The organism is Chryseobacterium sp. MYb264 (assembly GCF_035974275.1).
Lineage (GTDB): Bacteria > Bacteroidota > Bacteroidia > Flavobacteriales > Weeksellaceae > Chryseobacterium.
On sequence record NZ_CP142422.1, the window covers coordinates 294,471 to 317,806 of the forward strand.

The following is a 23,336-nucleotide window of genomic DNA, read 5'->3' on the forward strand; positions in this document are numbered from 1 at the left end:
CTTGAACGAATAATGCAAATATGGAGGAGATCTTATTGGAGCTAAAGATATCAAATGAATTAATTTCCCTATATAAAGGAAACATACCTATTATTGATGAATATAGTATGTATAAATTTTATCTAAATGAGGATAAATCTAGTTCTTTTCCGCATCCCCCCTTCATTATTCCTTTTATGTATAGTTATGATGCTGATCACTATCATATAGGAATAGTTAAGCACTGGTTTAATGATAGGCCATTGACTTTTGGTGATATGACTGATGGAAGTGCTTTTGCAACAACGGAAATTGCAAAAACAGAAAAACAACTTTTTAATCGCTTATTATTTAATGAGTTTGTAAACAATGAAGACTGCAAAGTTACTGATAGATTAGTACAATGTAAGCAACTTATGGGGTTACATGATTTGAATTTTGGCGATTTAGAAAAAATAAACAGCATTCACTTTGATAATGCAGAATGTTATGTCGATGCTTTAATTGAAAACCCACCCTTATCATGCATAGCTGACGAAGAAAGATATAAGGGTGATTTTCCTGCAAATGAAAGTATTGTTATTTCTTCAAATCTTGCTAATGCATGTTATTTTGAAATTTTTCATAAAGAGTGGATAGGATATAATACGGAAAAAAAAGGGTTTTCATTATTTCGAAAAGAATCCAAATATAAGCCACTAGAAAACATTCCGGAATGGTTAAGACCAGATGTAGATAAGAAAGAATTATTTGAAAATTATATGGAAAAAAGAGATTTTGGCAAGGCTTGGCTTACGATAAATGGTCCTGGTTTTAATCCTATCGAAGTGGGTGAAAGATTACAACGGCTGAAAGAGTTTTCCAATGAAAAAGGGTTTCATCTTTGGGTTGACTTCTGGTGTGAGAAATATGGGAAGAAGGAGAGCTTTATATTTATTTAACTTAAAATTGAAATGTATCTATGATTATGTTCACAGGGCAACATAGTGAATTAGCAAATAATCGTTACAACGGACTTTCGTGGACTTCAAGTGTAGACTACCTAAAGACCTTTTTGAAATAAGGTTTATCTCTTAAAAATATTTCTATGATTTTTAACACTGACCAGGGATGTCAATTTACGAGTGAGGTATTCATTAAAACATTGAAATCAAACAAAATAGAAATATCAATGGACGGCAAAGGAAGAGCTTTGGACAATATTTTTATCGAAAGATTATGAAAAAGCGTAAAATATGAGCATGTATATTTACATGTATGCGAAGATGGAATATCCGTGTATAAAGGCCTTGCAAAGTATTTTGAGTTTTATAACGAAAGAAGGTTGCACCAATCTTTGAGTTACAAAACTCCCAACCAAATTTATGAGCAGAAAGTTGCTTAGGAAAATAGAAAAAAAATATCTTAATATTTGCCTAATTCTGTCCTAAGGATGGGGAGTATTATACTTTTAAATTTAATCTAAGCAGTAAAAAAATATCCCATTAAAGCAGAAATCTAATTTAATGGGATATTTTGAGAATCATTGGTATGCGTTATTAGAACGCTTGAATTACCAATTATTAATATTAGCGGATTTTTCAAGGATGGATTTGATCAAATCATTAAAGTACGAGTTTACAATTTGATGGTTTTTCTCTCCTCTAGGCTCACCATTGCTCTTGAAATAAAACTTTTTCACATTCATTTTATTCACAGTACCGTTGTAGTTCATGGTTTCTGCACTAAAAGTAGGACCATTGATTCTTATCTTTCCATCTTTAAACAAAAAAGATAAGGTATAATCTACATCATAATAAATACCAGAGATACCACCGGATGTCTTAAGGCCTCTATTTTTATAAGCTGCTAAAGTAATAGCCTGCCCAGGAACCAATGTCAAGCCATTTTTAGGATTGGAATACAGACTATTGATCGACTTTAATACATTGTCATAAAGTTCCTGCTGTTTAGCACCAGGAACTTCCACTACAGTATAATCCAAATTCTCTTTAGACACGAACCCTGTTGGTGCTAGGGTAAAATATTGTGAAAATGCGGAATTTGTAAATAATAGCAAAAATATTCCGGTCAAGATGTAATTTTTCATATTTAATTGTTTTAGGAGAAGCAACTCAGCCAAATTTACAAACTAAGTCGTTAGATGATCATTTTTTTTGTAATATACATCTTTTTGAAGGAAAATCAAAAATGAGAAGGTTAGTGATTTCCTTTCGTGACCGTGTTGTTTAAATACTTTTTAAAAACGATGTTTTTAATCTTCCCTCATACAATATTTTAAACATTATTATCAGAAAAGAGTCGTGGAAATCACCCTTTATTTTTTCTTCTTTTCCTTAATTTCATTTTTATTTGAGATTCAAAAGTGATGTACTAATTTAGTAATCTGTATACCCTATTGCTCAGCCATAAACTCCTGCATGGGCATTTGGGTTCGGAGGTGAGAAGGGCGGCAGAAAATGAAGTGCTGTACATGGGGTGTTTCTTTTTGTTTTCTTTCCACTGAATTGTCTTTTCTATAGGGTAAGGTCTTGATTAGTAGAATTACTACAATTTGTTAAATTTATCATAATTCATTTTGCCGTGATCCTGTAATGTCTTAAATTGCTGTACCAAAATCATCGAAATTATGAAAAATAATATGTACCGAACCCAAGGAATGTTGTTTCCTGACCTTTGAAATAAGGGTTTTCAAACTATAGATTTTACCCCGCCTGTTACTCAGCCCAATTAAAATATAACCTTGTATACTGATTTATTTTAAGTTTGATCTTGTTCTGAGATATAGTCAATAGTCAATATTGAATGTCTAAAAAAATATACAGCGAAAAAATACCATCATGTTTCAAGAACAAAACAATCTACCTGAAAAGACATCGGGTTCAGAAAAAATAGATGCTAAAAAAAAGGCAAAGTCCGGCCGTACGGAGGAAGCTCTTTCCTATACAGCCAACAACACTGTTGAAATGCCACAAATGCTTAATCAATCTGTAATTCCTACCGAGGCAGCTGTCGTAAGGGAGAGGATATGGCCTAAGCAGCCGACTTCAAAAATCCACAATTCCTCCGCCATCGCAGAAAATGAAGTTGCAGGAATAAACAGGGTTGTTCGCCTGGATATTCACATTGAGGGTACTCCCATTAAGTATTTCAAGCACTTTAAATTAACGCAAAGTGCGGTGAGGCATCATGGATTTGATTTAACGCTGGCGCACGATGCCCTGGGAACTACGGAAAACCATAATCTGGAATCTGTGCAGAGTTTTCTCGGGAAGAGAATAACAGTGGTATTTAAATACAAAGATGTTGAAGAGGGACCTGAAAGAAATTTTATAGGAGTAATCACTGAAGTTGGATTCAGTCAGGAAAAAGGAAGTCTTGGAAACCTCGTTCTATCCGGTTACAGTCCTACAGTTCTGATGGATGCGGCTCCTCATATTCAGAGCTTTGGTGGTAAGCAGTCTATTAGCCTTAACAGTATTGCAACCAGCGTTATAGAGGATGCTTTAGATAAGAATAAATATGATTTTAGGGTCGATGCAAATTTCGGTAACCTGCCATATAGTTCACAGTATGAGGAGACTCACTATAATTATCTTGCCCGTATTGCAGAAGCCTACGGAGAGCAGTTTTTCTATGATGGGGAAGTATTGCATTTCGGGAAACTGCCGCCACAGGAAAAGCCTATAGTTCTTACTTACGGGAGCAATTTAACAGATGTTAAAATCAAAATGAAGGTGCAGCATGTTAATCCATCTTTTTATGGATATAACAGCAGCAAAAATGAAAGGTTTTCCGGTGGCAGCTCAGCCATACATCATACTTCTGATATTGCTAAACGGGCATATGACATATCTCAGAATACTTTCCGGACGAAATCTTTACGCGTGGCACCTATTAAGGCTACCTCTTTTATGGATATTGATGCCTCCCAAAAGGGAACCGCAGGAAGTAAAGCAGCAGAGGTTTTTATTACTTCAGGCAACACAACAGTCCCTTTTCTGTATCCGGGGTGTATTGCAGATATAGAGATGAGAAAAACAGACAGTAATGAAACGGCGTACTTTACAAAGCTGATGCTGCTTGAGGTCTATCACGAAGTTGATGCCCGGGGATATTATACAGGAAGTTTTCAGGCTATTGCATCTGATACGGGATATTTGCCAAGGCCAGAATTTATTCTCCCAACTGCAGAACCTCAATTTGGCAAAGTCGTTTCTAATACAGATCCGTTAAACCAGGGGAGAGTACAGGTACAGTTTGACTGGCAGACAGGGCAGGACTGCACAGAATTTATTCGTGTAATGTCTCCCGATGCAGGTAGCAGTGATAAGGTGAACAAAAACAGAGGATTTATGTCAGTCCCCGAAATTGGTGATCAGGTTATCATAAATTTTGTGCATTCTCATCCTGACAGGCCTTTTGTGATGGGGGGGATGTTTCACGGAGGTATCGGTTCAGGTGGCGGTAAAGGAAATAATATCATGAGTTTCAGTGGCCGAAGCGGTGCTGAGCTGAAATATGATAATGGAGCCGGCTCCATGAATCTTAAAGATCAGGGGGGAGCAAGCATGCATTTCGACGGAACAGGAAATGCAGTGGTTCAGGCCAACACAGATCACACGACAAATACCGGAAATAACAATACCATTAATGCAGGGAGCACCACTACGATTAATGTCGGAGCGAAAGAAGGAACACCGGCACAATCGGTGTTTAAAATGGATGCCGGCGGAAATGTTGTTATTGATGCCAAAACTTCTATCACTTTAAAAGTGGGTGATAACCTTCTGTCTATTGATAAAAAAGGACTTATCAAACTGAACGGAAAGAATCTCGAGCAAAAAGCAGACAATAATTTTGAACTGAATGCAAAACGGGTGAACCAGACTGCAAAGGGATCTAATTTTAAGATCAACAGCGATCAAAATGTAATTGTTACCGGAGGTAATGAAGTTAAAATGAAATAATTAAGCCATGCAATATCTAAAAAATAACGCTATCCTAAGATGTGACAAGGGATTAATTCCCTCCATTCTTAATGTAACGAGCAACAGTAAAATCAAAAACAGGGATGGTCTGTTTGCTACGGATAAGGACAACACTGCAGGAGTGAATATTACTCATTTTACATTATGCAGTGTGGCGGGCATCTGTCGTCTTAATCTAAATCTGGCTGGTCAGAAGCTTAACTGGATCAATACAGTACCTAAAGTTAAGATCAAAGATACGAAGGCTCTGTTTGAAGCGTCGAAGTGTATCTGTCCGCTTGGCGGAATTATAACAAGTATGAACTCAGGACAAATATAAATACTATGCCAGCATTAGCATTGGGAGCAGGACTGGCCGCATTGGCTGTGGCCATTATAGAAGCTTTGATACTTGCGATAATTATTGTCGCACTGATACTTATTGTTGCCTATATTGTTGTTAAAATTGTAGAGCTCGTCCAGGGCTGGAGCAATCCGACAGCTGATGATGTGTGGGATGATACAGCACCACCTGTTGCGCCACCAATCCCCGTACCTGAAACCAAACCCCTTGATATTCCTATTCCCATCCCATTAGCCGTTCCTATTGATAAAGATGTACCTTCTGAATCAGGACCGTTTAATGTATATGATGTACATGTGAATGTTCCGGGAGATTACGGAGATTATCAGAGGGGAGTTGCGGATCCCGATTCGATTTTCATGGGGGCAGGTGAGATCTATAAATATGGGATTACAAAATATGGATCCGTCCTTAGAAGATATGAAGCTTTTTCATGGACAAGCCCAAAAGAAGCAATGATTTTACGAAATCTAAGAAGTGGTTTTTTCGGACCTTATGAATGGTACGCTTTCCGCCGAAGTTACGCTTATGCAAGGTTTATAGAAAACGGACTGATAGCGGCTTATTTTGCCATCCGGGGAAAACTGCCCCCGGGGAATACAGGATATTATTAAATTTAGATCATAAAGATTAAAAAATGAACGAAAAAGAAGTTAAGAAATACCTTTCAGATGCCAGGAAGCATCGGAGTAATGGAGAATTTGCCGAATCTCTGGCTTTATTACATCAGGTGAACAACGAGTTTCCGGAAAATGTGACGTATCGTTACCTGCTGGCCTCTACTTATTTCGAGAGCATGAGTACAGAACCGGCTAAAAAATATGTACAGGAAGCTATTGCTCTGGATGCTGGTTTTAAGGAGAATTACGAGCTGCTAGGTGATATTTACCAGAAAGAAGGAGATGTTGAGTTAGCGAGAACAAATTATGAAAAAGCTTATGATCTCGATTCTCATTATATCAGTGTGAATGAAAAGCTTATACAGATATATCTCAAAATTAAAAATTACGAAGGTGTGATCAAAGTTTGTGATCATCTCATGAGTATAATTCCGGTGGATACTTCTTCTGCGAAAGCAAGAGCCTTAACTTCTATTTATCTGGGTTGCCTGCTGTACAGAAGCTGGGCTTTGGTTTACCTTAAAGATTATGAATCTGCAGTGAAACAAATTGAAGATATAAAGACAATGGACAAGGAAACAGGGGTTCCGTCTTATCCGGGTATGTATAAAAATGAAGATGAATCACTTTTCAAGTTATATTACCGACTGAAAAATACAGAAAAAGCCGAACATTACAGGAACTTATTAAGAGAAGAGTACGGCTATGGTGAAGAGGCCATCAGAAAACTGGAGACTGAAGCAGACCAGGATATTATGCTGTTCAGACAGCGTCCTGAAATAATGGTACATTTAGGATTGAGCTAGTGAAAGCCAATCTGTAACAGGAGATTAGTTTGGATAACCATAGTGGGAATTTAAAAAATGTGAAGCAATGACAAATGATCTGAGTGAAATTAACCGTATCGAAAGTCTTACACAGGAATATTTTAATAAGGGAGAAATCCGTTTAGGGCTGAAGACATATCGGACCCTACTGGAGATGTGTCCTGAAGAAAAGATCTACTACCTCAATTATATTGGTTTTCTTTTGGATGAATTTGTCATTGTTGAGCTGTTGTGGTCTTCCTATGAAGAAGCCATTGCGTGTTGCAATCGGGCTTTAAGAGAGGTGAAGAATCCTGATAAAGAAGGCTTTTATGCAAAAAAAACAGAGATTTATCTCTTGATGATCGGTGTAAATCCCGAGTGGTATCGCGAAAATAGAACAGAAATTGAAAGTTTTATCGAATCTTCACTTGAAAAGTACCCCGAAAATACGCTTATTCTAAAATGTGCGTTGTCACTTTTCAGTATAAACGGTACAACTGAAAAGTATGATGCTGTTTTAGATCAATTATTAGTAATTCATCCGGACGATTTTATGTTGATTATTCAGAAGGTTGTGAGACTGGAAGAGCAAAGCAGAATAGAAGATGCTGTTTCCCTCCTTGAAAACTGGATTAGTATCAACCCAGGCTCGGGATACCTGAGCACTGCGTACACTAAAATTATCTCGTTGTCCAAACTTGCAGAAGATTTCGAAAAGGCAGAGCACTATCAAGATGTATTAGATAATCTATAAATATGGTATTAAAAGTTAAAGAAGAGTCCAAAGAACTTTATCGGTCGGAGTACAGGAAAAGTACTGTTTATAAAAATAATACCCTGTCCAGTCTTAGCTCTTTAAACAGTTTTTCCCAAAGTATTCGAAAGAAAGATGTTCTTGAATTTGAATTTGTGAATAAGGATGTTTCAGATGATAAAGCAAATATTCTCATTTTTTCTCCTGTGCAATTTCAGCTGGATCAGCACAAGAATATTTTCCGGATTATCAACAAAAAACAGCTGAAAGTACAATGGAATAAGTACAAGGAGAAAAATCGGAGTAGTAAGAATAATACATTTTTATTCTTGTACGAAAGACTTTATTTTAAAATAGATCTCGGGATGGAGTATGATCTGATATCCAACAGCTCACATATTTCTTTTTTTGTCGATGTTTATCATAAAGATATGGAGGTGGGATCTTCTCTGGACGGCATGTCCTGGGTACATACCCCTCTGGCACTTCCGCTGAAGATTGAATACATTATACGGGAAATTACTGATCAGGAATTGGTTTTGGATGGAACTGTTTCTCTTGATGAAGATAAACTGAGCCAGCTGATAACAGATAAGCAATTTCAGCAACGGGCAAAACCTTATCATTTTACAAAAGATTTCACAATTATTTCCGAGATCAGATCAGTATTCGATATGAATACAGGTTATTTAAAACATGGAAATTTTTTATTGAAAATATACAGTAAGCAGGAGGAAATTGCTGAGGAGGTCGATTCAAAAGTTACATTTTTATAGTTTTTATTTTTTCGTAACCGATATGCTTGTAATGATGATTTTTTTGCCCGTAAATATTCAAATACGAAGCAAAAGTCTATCTTAAAACAGCATTAAAATAATACCGATCAATTAAAGGTTTTAAGGCAGATGATCTACAAAAATCTGTTCCGGACCGCTGAAATTTATTGTATCCGTAAAAAATATAAAATCATAAGTCCTGAAGATTTTTCAGTCAAAATAAATTCAGTTTTGGAATTGTTACCAGTTCATACAGAGGTATCAGTAGCATGGGTTATGAACAATGAGACGGGATATTTTGGTGTGAGAAAAGATGAAAAACAGATTTCCGGTCTGGATAACAGAGCATCAGCATTCGAGATAGGTTCTGTTACTAAAGCACTGACAGGTAGAGTACTGTCACAGATGATGTCAGACGGTAAAGTTAGTCTTGAAGATCCATATGGAAATGATCGAACCATTATGCTCGGAGGCCGTTCAATAACAGGAACTGCGAATTAAGACAGCGAAATCACGATTTTTAATACCATTATATCTTTTAAATTCCCTTTACATTATTCAACCCCTGATGGGTTATACCATCATTAAACACTTGTTCATCGGGTTTCACCCGACGCTATTTATATTTAAGGTAAATTCAAAAAGAAAACAGTATAAGGTTCTCTATGAGCCGTTTTCTGCTATTTCTGTTCAAATGATCTTAAGGTTCCGTCTTCATTAAAGTCGATGCTGTAAACAGAGCGTTCGTTTTGTATAGCGTTGGGAAACCATTCCACTTTCTTTCTGCCCACTCCGGAGTAGATTGTAAACGTAACATCTTTACTGCCGATTTCCCTTTTCTTTTGCTCGACAATTTTAAAAACCCGATTGGCATTAATGAAAGGCACTTTGTCCAGACTGACGATATCATCTTTCACAACGGTATATTTTGATAATGCAACGGGTTTAGGTTTTTGCCATTGTCCTTCGTCGAATGTGTATTGATCTACATATTTGGGATTTCCGGGATTTTGTATCTTAACGATAATTTGTCCGTTGCCGTAGAAATAAATAAATTCGTAGATATTTATTGCATGGCCTTTAAACTCCGGAAGAGCACGCAGTTTTTTTTCGGCATCTTCGAGAAGCCCAGGATCTGAGGCTATTGAAATGGGCAGCTCATCCTTATATTCAGGTAATTCAAGGTGCTCTTTAGTCGCGGCCACAGATTTCGAAGATGTACTTAAAGTATCCTCTTTTTGAGACACCTTCGCAGGATCTCCTGGATCTGAGAGGGTATCGGCAATACTCTTTTTAAAGTCTTTACAACCTGTTAACAATAACAGAACTATGAAAGAATATGGGATCGATTTTTTCATATTTAATAATTGAGGTCATCTGAAAAAGTAAAATTTTTAGGATCATCGGGCATATAAAATACCTCTCGGTGCCTGAGAGATGAGATACGTCCGATATCCATCAATGAAACAACTTCTTTTTTAGAGGTTTGATATATCTTACCATTCTTATCCCTAAATTCCAGATCATATTTTACCTGAGGCTGTTCATTAATATAGGTTCCCGTTTGTTTTACCTGAGTTACTTTCGCGACCGCGAGCTGTCCCCAGAACTTTAATTTAAGTTTTTTTCTTGGATTGCCTGCAAATACTTTAATGATAAAATAAAAGATCACACTGAAGAAAATCAGTGCAGCCGGACTGACGAGTAAAGGATGGAATAATTCAAGAAAACGCCATCCGTTTCCGCCATTTTCATGGGCATAGGCATATGTATAATAATATACAACCCCCAAAAGAAACAGAAACCATACGATATACGGTATATAATTTATTTTTGCCTGAGATCCGGCAATAAATACAAAAGGGTAGCGTTTAAAGTCGGGATCTACAATCAATTGTACCTTTTTCCCTGTTTCGTAGCGTTTCTCTTTAGGCTCAGTATCATTCACTGCAATGGTATGCTTTATTCTTTCGTGAGAAAAATTATTGGCTTCAAGAGTGATTTCCTTAGCTTCTGAATGATCATTATTCTTTTTCACTTTTTTTACCTCTCGAATGATGCCGGAAATTGCTCTTCCTGACGCTTCCATCCGGCGCATATTGATTTTTGCACCGATTCCGCTTTTAAAAAGAATATACAGTGCGTAGCCGAATACCCATCCCCATAGGAGAAAGCTTAAAGCAAGATAGAAAAGGGCTGCTTTTCCATTGGGTGTATTTAAGCTGGTGGGTTCCCCATTATAATAAATGATCGCCGGATGTATAAAAACGAAATACGGAACCATTAAAGCAATTGGAAGGAAAGGAAGAAATTTTAAAATATTTTTCATATCCTGAGACTTGATGTGCAGCTCAAACATAATAATTTTAAACAGAATAGCCAAGTTTAACCCAATAAATGTCGGCTTGTTAAAGATTTATTATTAAAAAAGATGATAATTTGGAATCCCTATTGACCACTGCTCCTAAAATTTTGACCTAAAAAGTTTGATGGCTGTTGCGTCTGATGTTTAGAGTAGCCATCAGTTTTTTTGATGAGTGCCTTTTGAGGATATATTACCTTGGTTACACCTCCCAAAGCAATCTGAGAATTCTTAAATTTGTTTATTAAAATCAGGAATAATTGTATTACTGTGGAGGTGGGGGAGTATTATATCTGTCTCATATCCGGAAATAAAAACGACAATATTATGCAATAATTGTTTCAAAAAAGCAAATCCTGTATTAAGAAATCACAATATGAGAATTAACGTTAGTTTAATACATAGGTGGGTGAATTATAATTACTTTTGAAAAATCAAAATCAGGTGATATATATAATTTTTATAAAAAATATGAAGAGAGCAAAATTTTCATTACAAAAAAAAGATGAATCTCAGCTTTTGATAAATTAAAATTATGAATCATATTTTCAAATGATCCTCATAATTTTAAAAGCATAACTAAAACTAACAGCCACCGTAAATGAACTCAATCTATCAGGATTTCTCAATTTTCAATTTAAAACTTACTTTACCGGATATCACTTCGGAGACATTTGATAACAACTGTTTACAGTTATTATTTCAGGATCAGATGAGGTGAGTCTATCTATTTTTTCCCTTACACACGGGCACAGCACTTTGATAACAATTTTTATACAGCGCAGGTACTTTCCTCATTCACTCAACAGGACTAGAGACGGTAAACCGAGAAGATGAATTCCTAAAGGTAAAATGAGGGTGACCGTGACTGATAATTAAAGTAAAGAATACTATGCTAAATAGCTTTCTCTATCAGATGGAGTCAGTTTTTTTAAGGACTTTCCTGTAACATCAGGGAGTTATCCTGCTGTATAAAAATGTCGAAGTTTCTGCATGACCGCGAATAATGAATTTTTAACCTTAAAGGCAGATAATCAGAGGGATTGACTGCAAAAATATTGAATAAATAAATTTCTGTTCTAAAAAACTATGACCATGGACAATGAACCAAATATTACCGGAACTCAGTATAAAGATATTGCTGGCCGTATACCGCAGCGATATCCGTTCCTATTTGTTGACCGGATTATTGAAGTAAGCAAAGATAAGGCGGTATGCTTGAAAAATGTAAGTCTCACAGATCCATATCTTGTCGGGCATTTTCCGGATGAACCTGTATTTCCAGGAGTATTACTCGTGGAGGCCTGTGCTCAGGTGGGAGGTATTATGATCGCGGAACATGAAGACTATAGCCGGAAAGGATATATTGCCATGCTTGATCAATTTAAATTTATAGATTTCATTATACCGGGAGACACGGTGTATATAACCTGCCATTTGATCAGCCTTTTCGGTAAATTCGTAAAAACTTCTGTAGAGGCCAGGGTGAATAATAAGATCGTGGGTAAAGGGACGATTACTTATAATTTTAAAAAATAATAGTATGAGTACCAGAGATAATAAAGTGGTGGTCACTGCGATGGGAGTTTGTTCTCCGTTAGGCAATTCTGTAGAAAAATTTATAGAAAATTATAAAAAATATAATGCTGAAATTTCATTTAAAATAAATGACCATCTCCTGGAGGAAGAGTTGTCGGCATTCAAAAAAGTCAACCAAAGGAGAATGGATCGTGTTACCAGGATAGCCATGCTGGCCGCTGCCTCTTGTTTAAGGGATTCCGGATTGGAGATTGATGGATCCAACATTCATGACGTTGGGGGTATCTTTTCAACAGAATACGGTCCTATCGCCAGTGCGCGCGATTTTATCAATTCCGGCTTTGAATTGGGTCTTAATTCGGCGAGTCCCTTATTATTCCCTTATACCGTAGGGAACGCGGCGCCCGGGGCTATAACGATACTGATGGGTGCCCGGGGATTCAATACAACGCTTTCGGGGCATAATCCGGTGGCCTATACCTATGATGTAATCTCCAGTGGCAAAGCTAAAGCTATTTTGGCAGGCGGTTTTGAAGAGCTTGTCCCTGAAATAGAGGAATCTTATTCAAAAAGAACAATTTCAAAGCAAGGGATCAGGGAGGCAGCACCCATTCGCAGACTTTCAGAGGGAAGTGCGATGTTGTTTCTGGAGTCGGAGGCTTTTGCCAGATCAAGAAAGGCAGAAGTCCTTTTCGAGGTATGTGGCTACGGAGTCAGTTCAAATCTGCAAAAGGATGAGGTTTCTATTGATAATTTTGGATATGTGGCTCCTCATATTATTGTTAATACCATGGCTTCTGCCCTGAAAAGAAGCGGAGTCGATGCCGGTCAGATATCATTAATTGTTTCCTTGTCGCGGGATGACAGTCATCAGGTTAATTCTGAGGAGACTGCCGTAAAAAGCATCTGGAATGAAGACAGCCCTCATATTCATTATATCAAACAAAAGTTAGGTGAAACTTTTGGGTCTTCAGGCTGTTTTGCCACAATTGTAGGATATCTTATCGGACTGGATTTCAAAACATCTTCAGATTCAAAAAAATGGGTGATGATCAACAGCTACCATATCGGAGGTAACTGTGTCAGTGTAATCATTGCTATTTAATTATTAATAAAAAAAATGAAAGATATCATCGATCTAAAAAATAAGGTGGTTTTAGTGACCGGAGCTACAGGAGGCCTGGGTCAGGAGATATGTCTCAGGCTCGCTCAGTGCGGAGCAATACCGGTCGTGCACTACAACTCCAATTCCGTGGAAGCGGAAAACCTGGTGAAAAAAATACAGGCCTTAGGTATTGAAACATTTAGTTGTAAAGCAGATATCCGCATAGAGGCGGAGGTTAAAATGCTGACCAAAACAATCATGGAAAAAATGGGTCGTATTGACTGTCTGGTTAATAACGCAGGTATTCTTCTGAGAGGGTTTCTTGCCATGCAGTCTCTTGAAAAATACAGGGACGCTGTCGACATTAATTTGATGGGAAACTTTTTGGTAAGCAAATATGTTACACAAATCATGATCAGTCAAAAATACGGTTCCATCGTGAATGTTAGCTCTGCTGCAGGGATGGGAGGATTAAAAGGGCAGGGGGTATACAGTTCCACGAAAGGCGCTTTGAACTCTCTCACTATTGTGATGGCGAAAGAAATGGCGGACTTCAATGTCAGGGTGAATGCTGTTGCTCCTGGGTTTATTGCTTCCGGAATGTTGGAAAAGGCGACCAAGCAGGATGAAAAATATAAGGAAATAATCCCCCTTAAAAGATTTGGGGAAGCATCAGAAGTCTCTTCGGTTGTTTTATTTCTTTTATCTGACGCGGCCAGTTATATGACCGGACAGGTGCTGGTGATAGATGGCGGCCTCTTAATATCTTAAAAAAACAAACATTTAAAAACCTATAAAATGAACTCACAAGAAAGAAAACAGATCATTAAAGATTTAATTGTAAACAGATTAAACCTAAAAATTAAGGCATCAGAAATTCAGGATGACGCCATGTTGTTTGCTCCCGAAGAAGAAAACGGGATCGGGCTGGACTCGGTAGACGCATTAGAGCTTGCGGTATCGATCAATAATACATTTGATGTCACCATCAGCGATGATGATATGTCGATTTTTAATTCTGTTGATTCCATCAATGATTTTGTTGAAAAACAGCTACAGCCTGAATTGTAAGCACAGTATAGACCTTTATTCCTATTCAATACAACATGGTAATTGGTACAGATATTATTAAAATTTCCAGAATTAAAAGACTGATCGAAAGAAAAGAAGGAAATGCTCTGGAATTCATTCTTACGGCCAATGAAAGAGCGTTAAAAAAGAGCCCCCATTCCGTAGCGGGAATCTTCGCTGCAAAGGAGGCTCTTCTTAAAGCCTTCGGAATCGGTTTTTCCAGAGGACTCGGTCGGTTGCTCGAAATTGAAGTGAAATACGATCCCTATGGTAAACCTTTCCTCATTACGTCGGGAATTGTAAAGGAGATCCAGGACACCAAAGAAATCAGGAATGTAGAACTCAGTATTTCTCATGATGGAGATTACTGTGTGGCATTTGTAGTCTGTATATAATAGGAGGTTTACTGTTAATGAAGTTGTTTAAATTTTATTGCTGCGGCACCATACTTCCGAGCAATGAATTTAAACAGCTTTTGTAAAAAAGAACAAAGTTTTTAAAATGAGCACCAAAAAAAATAAATATGATGTGGTTATTATTGGTTCCGGACTGGGTTCCATAGCCTGTGCTAGTTTCATTGCGAAGATGTATAAACTCAAGGTTCTCGTTGTTGAACAGAATAAAAAGGCCGGCGGATTGTCTCAATCTATTGTAACGGATCATGATGTGGAACTTGAAATCGGTATTCATCAGGTTGGAGAACTGGGGTCGGAAACTCTGTTTTCTAAGCTAATGTCTTATATCAGTGATGGAAAAAGCAGCTGGCAAAAATTACCGGATCCGTTTATTAAATTCCATTTTCCCGATTTTGTGTATGAAGTAACATCGGGAGAGTTGAATCATATTTCCGGGCTTTCCAGGTTATTTCCTTCAGAAGAAGCAAATATTCATCAGTATTACAGGGATATAGAGCAGGTCACAAAATGGTACAGGAACTTTACAACAGAATCATTGAATAATAACAGGCTCAGGTTACAGAAGTTACTGGATTTAGAGCCTGGAAAAATGGCGATGATGACGACCGGTGACTATCTGGATCACCGTTTTACAAATGAAAAATTAAAAAGTTTAATAGCAAGTCATTGGACAGATTATGGATTACCCCCACACACGAGTGCTTTTTTAAAACATGCCCTATTGGTTAATAATCATAAGGACGGGGTGTATTATCCTCAATTCGGATCAACCCAATTTATTGACTCAATTGTGGATACTGTGGTGAGGAACGATGGTGAATTTATTTTTAATTCGCGGGTACAAGAAATTAAATACGAGGGAAAAAGGGCTCACTCCGTTGCGGTCATCAATGAAGAAACCGGTGAAAAAACTGTTGTACAAGCCTCTGTTGTCATATCGGGAATAGGCCTGTACAATACGTATGGGAAGTTATTGGACAAAAATCTGGCTCCGGAGAAGCTCAGTGCTATTGAAAGCTTTAAGAAACATGGAGTAAGCTTCATCAAATTATTTGCCACATTAAAGCATGATCCCCGATCTGTAGGAGCGGATGCCACTCTGTCGTGGGTCTATCCAGGGTATGATCACGACCAAAATTTTAAAGAGAGAAAAACGCTTCCCGGGGAGTATATCTCACAATTTTCTCTGTCATTCCCCTCTCTGAAGAAGAACGGAAATCCTATCCATAGTATGAAGATTAATACTTTAGTCGATTATGATGCTTTTACGCGATGGCTGGGAGATCAGGCATCCGGGGAAGACTATGAAAGAATAAAGCTGGAAATAGGGGAATCACTTCTGGATGCTGCTGAAAAACTTCATCCGGGGTTAAGAGACTTAATCGATCATTGGGATCTGTATACTCCGGCATCTGCAAAAAGGGATACAGGACATTATAAAGGCAATATTTTCGGAATACCCGATATACCGGAGCGTTATAAGAATCTGGATCTTAACTGTTTTACCCCTTTAGAAAATGTCTTTGTTACAGGGGCAGATATCACCACATCTGGTGTTTATGGTGCTGTTTTAAGCGGTGCGCTTACGGCATCTGCTGCTTTTAAAGATAAACAGTTCTTCCTGAAAATTATTCAGAATACATCCCTGGACAAAATGAAAAATAATATTTAAATGAGGCCGTTTTCCTACCTAATTTTACTTCTGGTTATCTTACCTGCATCCTGGGGTGCCCAGGTCACTGTAGCCGGGAAAATAGTTGACAGAGAAGGTGCTCCGGTTTCTTCAGCTGCGGTCTATCTGAAAGACAGTTATGACGGAACCAGCTCTTCGGCTGACGGGACATTTAGCTTTAAAACAGACCTGGACGGAAAACAGGTGATTACTGTAGAATTATCTGGTTTTAAATCCATAGAAGCCCCTCTGGAGCTTACTACGGATCTCCTGAACCTGAACTATGTCCTGTATAAAGATGAGAAAATAAAAACCATAGAAACTGTCTCAATTGTAGCAGGCTCTTTTGATGCCAGCGATGCAAAAAAATCTATTGCCTTGAAACCCATGGATATTGTTACGACTCCCAGTGCGGGAGGAGATATTTACGGAGCATTGTCTACTTTGCCAGGAACACAAACTGTCGGAGAAACAGGTAAACTCTTTGTTCGCGGGGGAGAAGATTATGAAGCAAGAACATTCATTGACGGGATCCAGGTAGAATCTCCCTATCAGCAAAGACCGGGAGGAATTCCCACCAAGGGGAGGTTTTCTCCTTTACTTTTTTCCGGTACTCTTTTCAGTACGGGAGGCTATTCTGCGGAATATGGACAGGCGCTATCATCCGTGGTTTTATTAAAAACAGATGCCGCACCGGCCAGTGATAAGCTTAATATAAATCTATATTCGTTGGGGCTTGGAGTATCGGGGACCAAAAAGATGGAAAAGTCCGCTTATATAGCAGCTTTTGATTATACCGATCTGGGACCTTATTTCAAGGTGGTTCCACAAACCACAGACTGGCAGAAAGCTCCTAAAACAATATCAGGCTCGTTAAATATCATCAATAATACAGGAAAGGGAGGGCTGAGCAAAACACTGATCTCCTATAATGACGACCGGTCATCAATGTATTATCCTTATTATGGATATAGCAAACCGAATGTATTACTATCCCTTACCAACCGAAATCTTTTTATTAAAAATTCATTCCGTACAAGGTTAAGTGAAAAAACAGTACTCAACACAGGAATCGGATTCGGAATAGATAAAAATGACCTGGAGCTCGACAGCCTGGCTATTAAAGATGAGCTTTTTTCAGGGCAGGTTAAAATTAATCTTGCTCACACAATTTCTCAAAAAATAAAGCTGAATTACGGAGGAGATTTTTTCGTGAAAAACTTTAATGAGCGTATTATAATTGACGGGACTCTGCAAAATTTAAAGTTTAATGATTTGCAGACCGCCTTTTTTACCGAAACAGAATATAATATTTCTGAAAAATGGGCTCTTAGATTAGGATTGAGGGGTGAAAATACAACCATTGGAGATCATTTCAGGCTAATGCCCAGAGCTTCTGCCGCTTATCGTCTCTCAGAATACAGCCAGCTTTCAGCGGCCTATGGAATCTTTTATCAGAACCCACAGTTTCAGTATCTTAAATTTACAGATCAGCTTATTCCGGAAAAAGCCTCTCATTTTATTTTGAACTATCAGTATAAGAATAAAGGCCGATTGCTGAGGCTGGAAGCATTCTATAAAGAGTATAAAAATCTTATTACCTATAAAGTGGAAAATTTTCCGGATCCTTCTAACTATGAAAATAACGGTTATGGCTACGCTAAAGGTATTGACTTTTTTTATCGTGACAGTGAATCGATAAAGGACGGTGACTTTTGGTTCAGCTATTCCTATTTGGATACTAAAAAACTTTACCGTGATTATATACTGTATACAACGCCTATATTCTTTTCAAAACACAATTTCAGTTTTGTTTATAAACAATGGATCTCCCAGATAAAAAGTTTTCTGGGAATGTCATATACCTACGCCAGCGGGAGACCTTATTTTGATCCCAATCAACCGGCAGACCGTTTTCTTTCTGACAGAACAAAACCCTATCACAATGTAAGTATCAACTATTCATACGATATGTCGGCCATCACAAAAATCCCCGTAACCGTATATGCTTCAGTGAGCAATATCTTTGGAAGTCAGAATGTTTTCGGGTATAATAATGCATATAATACCACGACCAAAAAGTATGATTTAATTCCGATTGTATCCCAGGCAAATATATTCTATCTCCTGGCTCTATTCATCAATTTATAAATTTTTATCCTATGAAAAAAAGAATCGTATTACTTGTACTGGCATTTTTTCTTGTCCCGTTCGGCTCGAAAGCACAAACCAGATATGAGAAAGAAATGACAACTGCGCTGGAAGCACTATACAAAGCGAATGATCTCACTACTTATAAGACACTTGCCAATAAGTTTGAGGCAATTTCAAGAGTGGAAAAAGACCAGTGGCTTCCGAAATATTATGTAAGTTATGTCTATACCGTACTGGCACATTTTGAGAAGGAAACTGACCGTAAAGACCAATCTCTGGAGACCGCTCAGAATTATTTTGATAAGTCCAAAGCCCAATCGGGAAATAAAGAAGAGCTCGCTATTCTGCAGGCTTATATTCACCAGTCATCTTTCTTTGTATCTCCTATGGCACGTTTGAATGACTTCGGAACCAACAGTACTGAAATTGAAGGATTATTAAAAACCTATCCGAATAATCCGCGCATTAATTTACTTCAGGGAATACAGCTGTTCAATAAACCGGGATTCCTGGGGGGAGGAGCCGCAAAAGCAAAACCTTTTTTTCAGAAAGCAGAGGCTATTTACAATAAATCTCAGAATGTAAATTCTTTAAATCCAAATTGGGGCAGAACACTGAATACCATTTATCTAAAAAAAAGTGAATAAAATATATGAATACATCTGAAGTAAAAGAAAAAATTGTCATATCCGGGTTGGGCGTTTACTGTTCAATCGGCAAAAATGTGGATGAATTGGTTGAGTCTCTATCAGAATCCAAGCTCGGATTCGATTATGTAGATGAATTTCATACCGAGGGCTACAGAAATACCCATGCAGGAGTGATTAAAGATATTGAAAATATAGATTCTCTCACGGGGCTTCGCTCTTCCCTTATTCTGAAGCCTTCTGTATACCAGGCTATTGAAGATTCCGGGATATTTGATACAGAAGTTGACCGTTCGAGAATATCCATTTCAGTAGGCACTTCCCTTACCGGATACGGAGGTTTTGTGACCTGCTTATTTGAGCGTCATTATGAGGAAAAAAATGAAAGATATGAATCCTCACTAAATGAGCATATGAAAGTCAACTACCTGGAGTCGATCAATAATATCCCGGGCACTCTCCTGGCTACAGAAATTGCACTGGAGTATGATATATCCGGAATGTTGTCATCTTCCATCACCGCGTGTAGCGCAAGCGGCAATGCGATGGCTATCGCGGTTGACACCATTAGAAACGGACTGGCGGATGTTGTGATTGTGGGAGCTGTTGATCCGCTGTCTGAGCTTACCTATATGGGATTCCATACCTTAAGAGCGATGTCTCCCGGTCAGCCTAAACCACTGGATAAAAACAGGGAGGGACTCCTTATCGGCGAAGGTTCGGGCTGTATTATTATTGAAAGTGAATCACATGCCAGGGCACGGGGTGCAAAAATATATGCGGAAATAGCGGGTTACGGATTAAGCAATGATGCCTACCATGCAACCCAGCCTCATCCTGAAGGAGAAGGGGGAGTGCTGGCAATGAAAATCGCTTTGGATGAAGCTGATCTCAGCTCAGGCGAAATTCAGTACATCAATATGCACGGAACAGGAACAAAACATAATGACCAGGCTGAATTAAAGGCTGTTGAGCGCGTATTTGGAGACCGGTTAAAACAGATACCGATAAGCTCTTCAAAATCAATGATCGGCCATACGCTTGGTGCTGCAGGGTGTATAGAAGCTGTAATCTGCATTCTTGCCTTACATCATAATTTCCTACCCCCAAGTTTAAATTTTGAAACCCCTATTGATCATTTTGATTATCAGGTGGTGACAGCTGCAAAGAGCCGGGAGCTGAATGTTGTCATGAACAATTCATTTGGCTTCGGAGGAAATGGGGCATCCTTTATTTTCAAAAAGTAATTTGCTCATCTGTTATGGATACCAAAGAATTTAGGACAAAACTGTTAATTGAAAAGCTATCAAAAATATATCCCGATCGTTTTTCTCAGAATCTGGTTGACATGAGATCGGCTGAATATCGGAAGATATTAATCATAGCACCACATGCTGATGATGAGGTGATTGGATGTGGTGCTGCAATTGATCATTTTATCGGTCAGGGAGCCCATATCACCGTTCTGATTGTTACCCAGGAAAGCAGCCGGTCAATCGCCAGATACTACGATTACACCCCTCAGCAGAGAATGGAGGAAAGTTACGAGGCGCAATCGGTGTTGGGATATCATGAACTGGAATATTTCAATTTTCCCGAGCTTATGCTGCGGAGTGATGCTCTTTTACAGAAAAGCTTTTGTCTGGAGCTTCATGACTTTATCGTTAAGCATCAGCCAGATTGTGTTTTTATTCCCAATAAAGAAGAAATGCATCCTGATCATCAGATAATTGGAGAGCTCTCGGAGGGTGTTTTAGCAAAAGGTGTAAAAAGCAAAAGTTTTACACAGCTTCAGGCGGCCATTGTTTATGAAATCTGGGGACCGGTGGTGATGAATTCGTTTCTTGAAATTTCTGATACGGCATATGCCAAAAAAATACAGGGAATCCGCTGTTACAGATCTCAGTTATCATCAGTGGATTACGAAAAAATCATTGAGTTTATCGGATGGTCCCGAGGCAAAGACCTTGCGAATACAGGAGCTCAATCTCCTGAACTTAAATTTAAAATAGCAGAAGGCTACAGGCTTTGTAATTATAAAGAAAATTGAATGTTGGAAACTATGTTTAGTGTTGTCATATGCAGTTTCAATAAATCCGGCTCATTGACTGCTGTTTTAACCAATATGAATCGGCTGGTTAAAGAAAATACGGAGTGCCCCTTTGAGGTTATCGTGGTGGTTGACGGCTCAACCGATAATACGTTGGAAGCCATCGGGAAACTCACTGTAAAATATCCGATTCGCGTATTTTATATTGAAAACTCGGGATTATCCAATGCCAGAAATTTCGGGCTGGATCAAAGCCTTGGCCGCTATATCGTTTTTTGTGATGATGATGTTGTTTTTCATCCCGATTATTTCATCCATCTCCAAATGTCGATCCAGAGGTATCCTGATCATGTTCATATCGGAAATCTTATCAATATTGATAAAGAATACTCCGCAGGTATTGTTCGCAGCCTTTTAAATAATGAGGATGTTAATTATAATACATTAGGGGAGAAGAAAAAAGATCACGTTTTCTTTGAAGCTGCAAAACAGCTCTTTTTTTACAGGAATGAGAATGACGATTTTACGACAGCTATATGGTGGGCAGTAGTGACAGGGGGAAATTTATGCATCCCGAAATACTATTTTGAAACATGCGGTGTGTTCGATCATCATATAAAAGGATGGGGCCCTGAAGATGCTGACCTTTGTTACCGGTTTTTTCTTAAAGGAGTAAAAGCTACTTATAATGATTCCTGTCTGCTTTATCATCTGGATCATCCGAGAGACCTGAAGGCGATTTATGATACAATGACTACAAATGCAGTGTATTTTATAAAAAAATATGAAAAACCGAAGGAACTGTATGCCTATTTAAATTTTACTAATGGCAAAATCTCTCTGAATGATTTTAATGAGCTATGCTGTGATATATTCGGAATGGAAAAAGTCAATATTCCAGCATTTTCAATGAGTATGAAAGATTACTCTGGCAGAGAACAGTTTTTAAAACATCAACCATGACATTAACCGAATTATATAAACAAAATTATCTGCCGGGCTTTGACTGCAGAATGGCAACATTCAGGAATAACCTGGCTTATTATGGGCATTATCTTTCAAATGGCATGATGCTCGGACTTTCAGGATGCTTATCCTTTATTTATTCTGAGCCTGAGCAAAGCAGGATTCCCTATTATACGATCTTAGGAATTACAGACCAGACTCTGGAAGGGCTGTCATCTGTTTTTGACAGTTACCTGAGTTATGAAGCCTGTCCTTTTGATAGGGACGAGGTATTGCTCCTGCTTAAAAAAAAACTTGATCAGAAAATATTGGTCAACGCCGCTGTTAACCGTCCGCTGCTTCAACACTTAAGGGCGGGTAATTTTGTAGAGGATTTTGTTTTTAACTCTGCCTACACAGGGTTTCATTTTGTAACCATAACCGACATAAGCGAAGGTATGATTACTTTTTTTGAAACAGATTATTCCAAACCATTACAATATGATGTTGATACCTTTATGCATTTATGGTTTTATGATACTATACACAAAAGAAAGCTTCACGATTCGAGCCAGGCTTGTAACGGAAGATATTATACGATTGATCCTCCGAAATTTTCTCCCCATCACAATAAACATGCCTTGCTGTTTTTAATCGAAAAAGTCACCAACAATTTTTTCGCGGAGGGAATGAGGTACCGGAATGGCTTACAGGCATTACAGGCATTCTTTGATGGTCTTAAAACCTGGAGCTCCCAAATGGATAAAACCTGTGCTGTTAAAAGTATATTCTATATGAAAATTCTGGAAATGAACCTAAGTGGCGGAGGATTTGGAAGGAGATTGTACAGCTCATTTCTGGCAGAAGTTGCACAGATCGTAGAGGATGAAAATCTGCCGGCCATTGCAGGCGAGTTCAGAGAGACCTCCAAACTATGGGCCAACTTTATGAATGCCATTTCTTCTGACGAAACTATAAAAAGTCTCATGGCAGATGATTTTGAGGCACTCAGGGCTATCACAGAAACTTATTCAGCGAATATTATTGCTGCAGAAATCAAACAATTTACCCTTTTAAATAACTGGATAAAACTAAAAAAATAG

The 23,336-nt window shown here is 38.1% G+C and carries 23 protein-coding genes and 1 pseudogene; 21 read left to right on the plus strand and 3 right to left on the minus strand.

The genetic code is table 11. The features are described from left to right. Nucleotides 1-20: 20 nt before the first annotated feature. Both VUJ46_RS01275 and VUJ46_RS22955 read left to right on the plus strand, forming a co-directional pair. Entirely contained in the window at nucleotides 21-920 is a 900-nt protein-coding gene (locus VUJ46_RS01275; protein WP_326983206.1) for a hypothetical protein, read from the plus strand. A gap of 149 nt (nucleotides 921-1,069) precedes the next feature. Beyond that, nucleotides 1,070-1,363: pseudogene (locus VUJ46_RS22955) on the plus strand (transposase); the annotation flags it as partial. Between the two features lie 168 nt (nucleotides 1,364-1,531). Here the strand turns inward: VUJ46_RS22955 and VUJ46_RS01280 are convergent. After that, entirely contained in the window at nucleotides 1,532-2,068 is a 537-nt protein-coding gene (locus tag VUJ46_RS01280) for a DUF4468 domain-containing protein (protein ID WP_326983207.1), read from the minus strand. A gap of 751 nt (nucleotides 2,069-2,819) precedes the next feature. On the opposite strand from VUJ46_RS01280, the gene VUJ46_RS01285 reads away from it, so the two are divergent. The 7 genes from VUJ46_RS01285 (at nucleotide 2,820) to VUJ46_RS01315 (ending at nucleotide 8,773) form a co-directional block, all read left to right on the plus strand. Next, nucleotides 2,820-4,949: a type VI secretion system Vgr family protein gene (locus VUJ46_RS01285; RefSeq protein WP_326983208.1), complete on the plus strand. Its 2,130-nt coding sequence runs from the start codon at nucleotides 2,820-2,822 to the stop codon at nucleotides 4,947-4,949. Between the two features lie 7 nt (nucleotides 4,950-4,956). Next, nucleotides 4,957-5,289 carry a DUF4280 domain-containing protein gene (locus tag VUJ46_RS01290; RefSeq protein WP_326983209.1) on the plus strand — a complete coding sequence of 111 codons (333 nt, stop codon included), beginning with the start codon at nucleotides 4,957-4,959 and terminating at the stop codon, nucleotides 5,287-5,289. A gap of 5 nt (nucleotides 5,290-5,294) precedes the next feature. Continuing rightward, the gene (locus VUJ46_RS01295) at nucleotides 5,295-5,927 is read left to right on the plus strand and encodes a hypothetical protein (protein WP_326983210.1); all 633 of its coding nucleotides are present in this window, start codon (nucleotides 5,295-5,297) and stop codon (nucleotides 5,925-5,927) included. A gap of 23 nt (nucleotides 5,928-5,950) precedes the next feature. Next, complete coding sequence (locus VUJ46_RS01300) at nucleotides 5,951-6,739, plus strand: tetratricopeptide repeat protein (RefSeq protein WP_326983211.1); 789 nt, start codon at nucleotides 5,951-5,953, stop codon at nucleotides 6,737-6,739. 67 nt (nucleotides 6,740-6,806) lie between these two features. Beyond that, the gene (locus VUJ46_RS01305; RefSeq protein ID WP_326983212.1) at nucleotides 6,807-7,496 is read left to right on the plus strand and encodes a hypothetical protein; all 690 of its coding nucleotides are present in this window, start codon (nucleotides 6,807-6,809) and stop codon (nucleotides 7,494-7,496) included. A gap of 2 nt (nucleotides 7,497-7,498) precedes the next feature. Then, nucleotides 7,499-8,272 (plus strand): hypothetical protein, encoded by a 774-nt coding sequence (locus VUJ46_RS01310; RefSeq protein WP_326983213.1) that lies wholly within the window; start codon nucleotides 7,499-7,501, stop codon nucleotides 8,270-8,272. Nucleotides 8,273-8,503: 231 nt separating this feature from the next. Next, complete coding sequence (locus tag VUJ46_RS01315) at nucleotides 8,504-8,773, plus strand: hypothetical protein (protein ID WP_326983214.1); 270 nt, start codon at nucleotides 8,504-8,506, stop codon at nucleotides 8,771-8,773. Nucleotides 8,774-8,952: 179 nt separating this feature from the next. On the opposite strand, the gene VUJ46_RS01320 is transcribed toward VUJ46_RS01315, so the two are convergent. Beyond that, complete coding sequence (locus tag VUJ46_RS01320) at nucleotides 8,953-9,630, minus strand: hypothetical protein (protein WP_326983215.1); 678 nt, start codon at nucleotides 9,628-9,630, stop codon at nucleotides 8,953-8,955. Between the two features lie 2 nt (nucleotides 9,631-9,632). Then, nucleotides 9,633-10,601, minus strand: a complete 969-nt coding sequence (locus VUJ46_RS01325) for a hypothetical protein (RefSeq protein ID WP_326983216.1) — start codon at nucleotides 10,599-10,601, stop codon at nucleotides 9,633-9,635. A gap of 1,128 nt (nucleotides 10,602-11,729) precedes the next feature. Here VUJ46_RS01325 and fabZ point away from each other — a divergent pair. The 12 genes from fabZ (at nucleotide 11,730) to VUJ46_RS01385 (ending at nucleotide 23,336) form a co-directional block, all read left to right on the plus strand. Beyond that, nucleotides 11,730-12,173 carry a 3-hydroxyacyl-ACP dehydratase FabZ gene (gene fabZ, locus VUJ46_RS01330; RefSeq protein ID WP_326983217.1) on the plus strand — a complete coding sequence of 148 codons (444 nt, stop codon included), beginning with the start codon at nucleotides 11,730-11,732 and terminating at the stop codon, nucleotides 12,171-12,173. 4 nt (nucleotides 12,174-12,177) lie between these two features. Continuing rightward, on the plus strand, nucleotides 12,178-13,278 hold the full coding sequence (locus tag VUJ46_RS01335; RefSeq protein ID WP_326983218.1) for a beta-ketoacyl synthase N-terminal-like domain-containing protein: 1,101 nt from the start codon (nucleotides 12,178-12,180) through the stop codon (nucleotides 13,276-13,278). Nucleotides 13,279-13,293: 15 nt separating this feature from the next. After that, nucleotides 13,294-14,049, plus strand: coding sequence for an SDR family NAD(P)-dependent oxidoreductase (locus VUJ46_RS01340; protein WP_326983219.1), 756 nt, complete (start codon nucleotides 13,294-13,296; stop codon nucleotides 14,047-14,049). A gap of 27 nt (nucleotides 14,050-14,076) precedes the next feature. Then, nucleotides 14,077-14,349, plus strand: coding sequence for an acyl carrier protein (locus VUJ46_RS01345; RefSeq protein ID WP_326983220.1), 273 nt, complete (start codon nucleotides 14,077-14,079; stop codon nucleotides 14,347-14,349). 35 nt (nucleotides 14,350-14,384) lie between these two features. Further along, entirely contained in the window at nucleotides 14,385-14,744 is a 360-nt protein-coding gene (gene acpS, locus VUJ46_RS01350) for a holo-ACP synthase (RefSeq protein WP_326983221.1), read from the plus strand. Between the two features lie 106 nt (nucleotides 14,745-14,850). Further along, a complete protein-coding gene (locus VUJ46_RS01355) occupies nucleotides 14,851-16,437 on the plus strand; it encodes a phytoene desaturase family protein (RefSeq protein ID WP_326983222.1) in 1,587 nt (528 codons plus the stop codon). Continuing rightward, nucleotides 16,438-18,588 carry a TonB-dependent receptor gene (locus VUJ46_RS01360; protein ID WP_326983223.1) on the plus strand — a complete coding sequence of 717 codons (2,151 nt, stop codon included), beginning with the start codon at nucleotides 16,438-16,440 and terminating at the stop codon, nucleotides 18,586-18,588. It begins immediately after the preceding gene. A gap of 11 nt (nucleotides 18,589-18,599) precedes the next feature. Next, on the plus strand, nucleotides 18,600-19,238 hold the full coding sequence (locus tag VUJ46_RS01365; protein ID WP_326983224.1) for a hypothetical protein: 639 nt from the start codon (nucleotides 18,600-18,602) through the stop codon (nucleotides 19,236-19,238). 5 nt (nucleotides 19,239-19,243) lie between these two features. Then, nucleotides 19,244-20,485, plus strand: a complete 1,242-nt coding sequence (locus tag VUJ46_RS01370; RefSeq protein ID WP_326983225.1) for a beta-ketoacyl-[acyl-carrier-protein] synthase family protein — start codon at nucleotides 19,244-19,246, stop codon at nucleotides 20,483-20,485. Nucleotides 20,486-20,499: 14 nt separating this feature from the next. Then, a complete protein-coding gene (locus VUJ46_RS01375) occupies nucleotides 20,500-21,288 on the plus strand; it encodes a PIG-L deacetylase family protein (protein WP_326983226.1) in 789 nt (262 codons plus the stop codon). Then, nucleotides 21,289-22,251, plus strand: coding sequence for a glycosyltransferase family 2 protein (locus tag VUJ46_RS01380; RefSeq protein ID WP_326983227.1), 963 nt, complete (start codon nucleotides 21,289-21,291; stop codon nucleotides 22,249-22,251). It begins immediately after the preceding gene. After that, nucleotides 22,248-23,336 carry a DUF4872 domain-containing protein gene (locus tag VUJ46_RS01385; RefSeq protein WP_326983228.1) on the plus strand — a complete coding sequence of 363 codons (1,089 nt, stop codon included), beginning with the start codon at nucleotides 22,248-22,250 and terminating at the stop codon, nucleotides 23,334-23,336. Before VUJ46_RS01380 ends, VUJ46_RS01385 begins: the two co-directional genes overlap by 4 nt.